The sequence below is a fragment of the Extibacter sp. GGCC_0201 genome, from assembly GCF_017566055.1.
Classification (GTDB): Bacteria; Bacillota; Clostridia; order Lachnospirales; family Lachnospiraceae; genus Extibacter.
The window spans coordinates 1-212 of sequence record NZ_JABFCH010000253.1; the positions used below are offsets into that span (position 1 = coordinate 1).

The window sequence follows — 212 nt, forward strand, 5'->3', positions numbered from 1 at the left end:
CTAAGGCCGGTTCAATTATGGGACCGATTATCAGCCTGTTTGGGTATATCATGGACTTTCTGTTTCGAATCACCAGTTCTTTTGGGATTCTCAATCTTGGTCTTTGTATTATCCTTTTTACAATTATTACGAAATTACTCTTGTTTCCGCTGACGATTAAGCAGCAGAAATCATCAAAGCTGATGTCCCTTATGAACCCGGAAATTCAGGCG

1 protein-coding gene is annotated in these 212 nt (G+C 40.1%); it reads left to right on the forward strand.

The features are described 5' to 3' along the window. The coding region (locus HJV72_RS19445) for a YidC/Oxa1 family membrane protein insertase (protein WP_243765717.1) at positions 1-212 on the forward strand (212 nt) is incomplete at both ends.